The sequence below is a fragment of the Mesonia mobilis DSM 19841 genome (genome assembly GCF_000423405.1).
GTDB lineage: Bacteria > Bacteroidota > Bacteroidia > Flavobacteriales > Flavobacteriaceae > Mesonia > Mesonia mobilis.
Genome location: NZ_AUHX01000025.1, coordinates 1 through 6,609 on the forward strand (window position 1 = coordinate 1; position 6,609 = coordinate 6,609).

Here is a 6,609-nt window from a genome sequence, read left to right on the forward strand (position 1 = left end):
TATACAAGACCGTTGTGTGTAATACCCAAACAAACTCAAAAATTGAAATGAAAAGACCTTTTTGGATTTTATTAACTTTAATTCTAGGATTTACATCTTGTAATTTTATGGGACCAGTTGATGTAAATATTGAGAGAAAAAATGTTGAAGTAAATTTAAATGATATTATTGGAACTTGGAAAATGGACAAATTCTCATACGAGTATCTTTCTGAAATTAAGAACGACAGTATTTTGTTAACCTTTAAGTCTAATAATAAATTTGAAATGAATAACTCTCAAAATCTGTTTGAGCGAGAAATTAATAACGGAATCTCATCTGGAACGTGGAAAATTATTGAACAATACGACACGAAAAAAATTAAGCTGAATTTTAACAAACCAAGTATTACAACGGATTTAGAAATTTATAAATTACAAAATAATTATCAATTGTGGTATTTTTTGTCAGACCCTGACACTGGTGAAAGAATCAGATTTCTGAAATAAAGTACTACACACAACACCGTATAATTCCAACTAAGGTTTTGTGTCCTGCGGACACAGACGCTCACGCGTCAAAGTCAGTTCTTTTTATTATCTTTATTTCTTAAATTCCCTTAGCTGGGTAATTATACAAGACCGTTGGCAAACATTAATGAAAACGCAAATCAAAATAATATTTACAGTTTTAATTATTTTTTGTTCTTGTCAAAGAGCGAAAAACGAAGGAAAGGAATTGATAGAAAAATCAAAAACCGAAATCGCTGATGTTTCAAAAAAAGCTTGGAAAAAATCAGTAAATTTTGCTTTCAACTCATTTTCATCGACTGAAAAAGTCAAATTAAGTGATATATATACCAATGAAAATATTCCAGAAATGGACGAAATAAAAAGTATTCAAATAAACTTTCCACCCAATTTTTATTCCTGTTATTTTAAATACAAATCGGACAAAACAGAAATGTTAGAGTTTCTATCGGATTTAAAAACTAAACAATCTGATATATCTGACACACAAACTGAAAAAATTGACGGAGCTGAAATGAAAAAGAATTTGGAATTTATTGAGCGCGAAATGCCTGAATTTAAAAAACAAATTTCATTTTTTTACGAAATTGAAAATATTCAGAATATTGAATTTTATCGTTGTAATAAATATCCAAACGCGAATTATCTAGCAATTGATATAGACAATGGAGTTATATATCATTTAATAGAAAAATATTGGGATTAGAAAATAACGATTTGCCAACACCGTATAATTCCAACTAAGGTTCTGTGTCCTGCGGACACAGACGCTCGCGCGTCAAAGTCAGTTCTTTTTACTATCTTTAGTTCTCAAATTCCCTTAGCTGGGAAATTATACAAGACCGTTGCCACACATTTGAAAAAAAATTGCGGATGAAAAAAATACTGATATTTCTATTTACTATTGTTATCTGTAACGGATGCCAAAATAAAATAGATTGTAAAATGGATTCAGATATTTTACAGGCAAATGATAGTATTATTGCTAAAATAAAATCTGATAAAGAATATTCGAAATTTTTAACCAAAATAAATGAACCAAATTTAGAAAATTTAGAAGGAGAAACTTATAGATTTCTAATTATTGGTCCTTGGGGAAATAGCAGTATTTATCGTTTAAACAAAAACGCTGATAAAATTACTCTCTCATCTAATAAATATTGGCAAGAAATTAATGACATTCAAATTGACAGTTTAGAAAAAATTGAAAAAATCAATCTAAAAATAAAAGATTGGAACAAAATCAAAAATTTATTGAATGAAATTAATTATTGGAAATCACCAGTAAGAATAAACGATAATCATTATTTAGATGGAACAGGTTTTATAATCGAAGGTTATAGCAATTTAAAAAATGAATGTACAAATAGAAATTATCACGCAACTTCGAGAATATCGCCAAAAGACACAACTAAATACAGAGGAATATTTAAAAAAATTGACCAATTAGCTAAGGAATAAAAACGTGTGGCAACACCGTATATAACAAATAGCTGCGTCTTTTCTCAACCGAAAATTTTGGTATATTTGGAAAGCCGCCAAATCTTTTGATTTGGCATTTTGAAAAGAAAAGATAAAAGCAAAATACAAAAGATTTGGCTTGTTGCGTGGCGGAAAAATACTCGCTAACTTGCACGCTACTTATCATATACAAACACGTTGCCACACATTTAAGAAAAAATATTGAGAATGACTAAAAGTTTTGAAAAAGGAAAAGGTAAGGAGCATTTAGACAAAGATTTCCTTGAAGAACTAAAACATAAAATTTGGTCAACTAAGGGCACTCGATTTACTGCTGACAGCCGATTAAAAACGATTGCGAAATATTCAACTTTAAGTATTAGTTTCCTTTCCGCTTATTTAATAATTTTCGGATTGGTATCTGTCTATAATCTGTATAATCCTAATGCAATTGATGCAAACGTGATAGCATTCACAATTACTGCTTTATCAATTTTAGTTTTGGTTTTTTCATTAATAGAAAATGCACAGAACTACCCTGTAAAGGCAAAAAATTTTCACGACTGCGCTTTAGATTTGGCTGACTTATATAATGAACTTCAAAATTATAAATCATACGAAAAGGATGCTTCAGAAAACGACAAATTGGAATTTTGTAAAAATCTTCAGAAAGAATACCAAAATATTCTTCGGAGATATGAAAATCACGACCCAATTGACAATAAAAAATTTAGAACAAAGTTCACAGATTATTACGAAGTTAAATGGTACGATTGGATTTGGACACAAATTATGTATTTCGTGAATACAAGGCTGATTTATTTAGCAATGATGTTAATTCCAGGAATAATTTTATACTTCGTGATTATGAAAGTCATTTAATGAATAAAGCGGAATTGAAAACTGAACGAAAAAAACGTGTGGCAACAACGTATAACAACAATTGCGGCTTTGTGTCTTGCGGACACAACCGCGCAAGCATAAAAGTCGGTAATTTTAGCTATCTTAGTTTTCAAACAATCCGCAACTGATTGTTATACAAGACCGTTAGCATACATTTATAACAAAATAATATTGAAAAAGAAACTTCCATTAAGAATTTTAAAATCTTTAGAACCTTTTGTTAATCTAATTGGCGAAAAATTTAAAGTAACCGAACCGAAAGAGAATTTACTTTTGGTATTAGACATCGACAGTGAATCAGACTTCTATTTCAAAATAGTACAATACCAAAAAAAACAAAATGGTAGTTTCCAATTTCTAATGGATAGAAAACCGAAAAATGAAGATGAGCCTGAAAAATATAGAACTTGGATTGAAATAAAAAATCTTGAAATAGAATTTAAAAAATGGCTTAATCTTTTAGAACAATACGAAACTACAGAGTCCTTTTTTGATGATCCAATCGTTGATTCTTTTAAAGAAGAATATTACGCAGAATTTGAGATAATTGATGAAGATGCTGACAGAAAACCACTTAACACTAAACAAATACTATTATTAGATTCTCATTTAGAATATATTGAAGAGAAAATAGACAATTATAAAAATGAAAAAAATAAGGAAATAGTATCTGAAATTAAAAATGATGTTGTTGATTTACGAGAAAATCTAACTAATAAATCTAAAAAGTGGGTTATAAACCGTTTAGCAACTATTTGGGCTAAACTTTCAAAACAAGGCACGAAATTTATAAAAGAATTTGTCAATCAAACTAAAACGGAAGGAATTAAACAAGGAGCAAAAGCGTTAATTGAGTTTATTAAAGAAAATGGAACTGAATTGATAGGCTAAAAACGTATGCTAACAACGTATAATTCCAACTAAGGTTTTGTGTCCTGCGGACACAGACGCTCACGCGTCAAAGTCAGTTCTTTTTACTATCTTTAATTCTCAAATTCCCTTAGCTGGGTAATTATACAAGACCGTTGCCACACATTTAAAAAAAATCATATATGATATTGTTTGTTGATAAATTAGAAAAAAATGATCTTGGAGGTTCAACGACTGATTTAAAAAAAGCAGAATATATTTTAGCTGTCCACGGATTAACTTTTAAAGAAATTTTAGCTAAAACACCAAAAAATACCAAATTTCCATCTGGAGCATTTACAAGTGGAAAGTATGTTGTAATGTTTAATATTGATTGGGATTTAAAAAATGTGAATTTCGGATTTCTAAATTATAAGATTGATTTGGATGAGAATTTTAATTTATTCGCTGATTGTTTTTCACCAAAATCTGTCGCAGGTTTTCATACCTTAAAAGAACAAATTAAAAATAAAAATCATTTAGAATTGAATAAAACAAAACTTTCAGATAATGATTCGGACTTCGTTATAGCCTATGGAAATTATATACAAAATCGAAGTTAATAATAGAAAAAGGAAAAAGTTTTTTATCATACCTAAAATTATATCCAAACCTAATATGAAAACTCAAATAATATTTTATGCGCCATAGATTATTGACAGACATTGGAGGTTTCATTTGGTGGCTTTTTATAAAATTTGGAAAAACAGATTTAGAAAAAGAACAAGCAAAAGAAAATTGGTCAAGAAATTTATTTATTTTCTTGCTAACTGTATTATTAGTAGCGTTTATATCTATAAAGTTAAAGTAAAAAAACGTGTGGCAACAACGTATAACAACAATTGTGGCTTTGTGTCCTGCGGACACAACCGCGCAAGCATAAAAGTCGGGAATTTTAGCTATCTTAGTTTCTAAACAATCCGCAACTGATTGTTATACAAGACCGTTGTAAAACATTTGACTAAAAAATCAATCTATGAAGGTATTATTTTTTCTATCTATTTTTTTCAGTTTGAACATTTATAGTCAAAAAACTATTGAACCAGGAATATATTTATCAAATGATGGATTAGAATATATTACAATTTTAAATGATACGGATTTTGGCTACACTTCATTTTTAAATGAATCACCATATTTACACGATCAAAAAAAAATTAAACAATCTTTTTGCGGAACACATATTTTTGAAATAAATAAACAAGGTATTGGAACATTTGAAATTATAGACTCTAAATTAAAACTCAATTTTGGAATGAAAGAAAAACCTTTGGATAGTATTAAAATTAAGAGAGTTACACGTTCTAAGTATGTGGATTCTTCTTCTGTTATTTTTAAAATTAAAACCTATTCTTATAAGGAAATCGAAAATATTGTTTTAGGTGTGTCAATTAAATCTGATGATGGAGAAATTGATACCAACACTGGATTTGAAAATGAAAAAATCATTAAATTAAATAAAAATCAATTTCCTATAACTTTTATAGTTAATGATGAAAAAGAAATTACACTAGAAGAACCCAAAACTGATTATTTCGCTTATTTATATTTTAACGTAACTAAAATTGGAAGACTTGATAGACTTGACAATAAAAGCTTTATTTTAAACCAATTATTGAAGATAGAGTCAAAATAAAAACGTTTTACAACAACGTATAATTCCAACTAAGGTTCTGTGCCCTGCGGACACAGACGCTCACGCGTCAAAGTCAGTTCTTTTTACTATCTTTAGTTTCCAAATTCCCTTAGCTGGGTAATTATACAAGACCGTTGTGTGTAATGTAAAAATTATAAAATCTATGAAAAACTTTGATAATGAAATAAAAAAAATCGCAGAGAATTTCAAAAGAGAGCCTATTTTCGATGGTATAGTAAGTGAAAAAGATTATCAAAATACTGACATTAAGATATTATGGATTTTAAAAGATCCAAATAGCACAGGTGAAGATGGTTCTTGGGATATGCGCGGTCACATAAAATACAATTTAAAAACAAAAACAGGAATTTTAAAGGGTTCAAGTTCCACCTTTAAAAAAATAATATACGTTACAAATGGAATTTTAAATAATCTTTCTTGGAATGATGAATTATTTCACCCTTCATATAAGCCAGAAGTTATTGATGAGTTAAAAAAAATCGCTTACATAAATATTAAAAAAACTGGCGGCGGTCCTGTTGCAAATGAAAATGATATTTGGGAATATTATAATTATTCCAAAGATTTGCTTTTTGCACAAATAAAAGATTTCAAACCAACTATTATAATTTTTGGAGGAACATATAAATATTTTCAAGAAGATTTGGCACTTGGTACTTTAGAGAGTTTTGGTAGTTGTAGTGCAATTTCAAAAAATAATACTTTATACATAAAAGCATATCACCCAATGTACACAATAAAAGAAGAAGTTTATTTTAATGATATTCTTAAAGCAGTCAATCAAAATAAATTAAAAATTTAAGCAAATGGATATAAAATTTCCTAAAAGAGATAATTTAAATCAAAATAAAGAAAATTTCAAAAATAAATTCAATGAACAATTAGAACTTCTTGTAAAAATAAAAGAAGATCTAATTGAAATGAAGCGTTATGAAGAGGCTTCAGTATATCGGGACATGGAAGTAAAGTTTAAAGAGTGGAAAACTCACATTAATAGAAAATAACACACTACACACAACACCGGTAACCGTTGCACAAGCCTTTAATTCTTAGAAAATCTCACTTATTTAAACCGCTTTTAGGAGGTTTTTTGTTTTTATATCCTTTGCAAATTAGAAGAATGAAGTGTTTTTAAAATGACGTATACTCCCGATTTAAGGTCATTGTGAA

Annotated in this window: 10 protein-coding genes; all 10 read left to right on the forward strand. The window is 28.4% G+C overall.

What is annotated here, in order from left to right; all coding sequences use genetic code 11:
- Nucleotides 1-488 (forward strand): hypothetical protein (locus G551_RS15850; RefSeq protein WP_036243832.1); only part of this gene is annotated, 488 nt, incomplete at its 5' end.
- A gap of 148 nt (nt 489-636) precedes the next feature.
- Nucleotides 637-1,215, forward strand: coding sequence for a hypothetical protein (locus tag G551_RS0111910; protein WP_027885777.1), 579 nt, complete (start codon nt 637-639; stop codon nt 1,213-1,215).
- Nucleotides 1,216-1,454: 239 nt separating this feature from the next.
- Nucleotides 1,455-1,970, forward strand: a complete 516-nt coding sequence (locus G551_RS0111915) for a hypothetical protein (protein ID WP_027885778.1) — start codon at nt 1,455-1,457, stop codon at nt 1,968-1,970.
- Nucleotides 1,971-2,198: 228 nt separating this feature from the next.
- Nucleotides 2,199-2,852 carry an SLATT domain-containing protein gene (locus tag G551_RS0111925; protein WP_027885780.1) on the forward strand — a complete coding sequence of 218 codons (654 nt, stop codon included), beginning with the start codon at nt 2,199-2,201 and terminating at the stop codon, nt 2,850-2,852.
- 192 nt (nt 2,853-3,044) lie between these two features.
- A complete protein-coding gene (locus G551_RS0111930) occupies nt 3,045-3,764 on the forward strand; it encodes a hypothetical protein (protein WP_027885781.1) in 720 nt (239 codons plus the stop codon).
- Nucleotides 3,765-3,925: 161 nt separating this feature from the next.
- Entirely contained in the window at nt 3,926-4,345 is a 420-nt protein-coding gene (locus tag G551_RS0111935; protein ID WP_027885782.1) for a hypothetical protein, read from the forward strand.
- A 77-nt stretch (nt 4,346-4,422) separates the two neighbouring features.
- A complete protein-coding gene (locus G551_RS16675; protein ID WP_169558817.1) occupies nt 4,423-4,593 on the forward strand; it encodes a hypothetical protein in 171 nt (56 codons plus the stop codon).
- 165 nt (nt 4,594-4,758) lie between these two features.
- Nucleotides 4,759-5,418: a hypothetical protein gene (locus G551_RS0111945; protein ID WP_027885783.1), complete on the forward strand. Its 660-nt coding sequence runs from the start codon at nt 4,759-4,761 to the stop codon at nt 5,416-5,418.
- A gap of 163 nt (nt 5,419-5,581) precedes the next feature.
- A complete protein-coding gene (locus tag G551_RS0111950; RefSeq protein WP_027885784.1) occupies nt 5,582-6,241 on the forward strand; it encodes a hypothetical protein in 660 nt (219 codons plus the stop codon).
- A 4-nt stretch (nt 6,242-6,245) separates the two neighbouring features.
- Nucleotides 6,246-6,443 carry a hypothetical protein gene (locus G551_RS0111955; protein ID WP_027885785.1) on the forward strand — a complete coding sequence of 66 codons (198 nt, stop codon included), beginning with the start codon at nt 6,246-6,248 and terminating at the stop codon, nt 6,441-6,443.
- Nucleotides 6,444-6,609 lie beyond the last annotated feature (166 nt).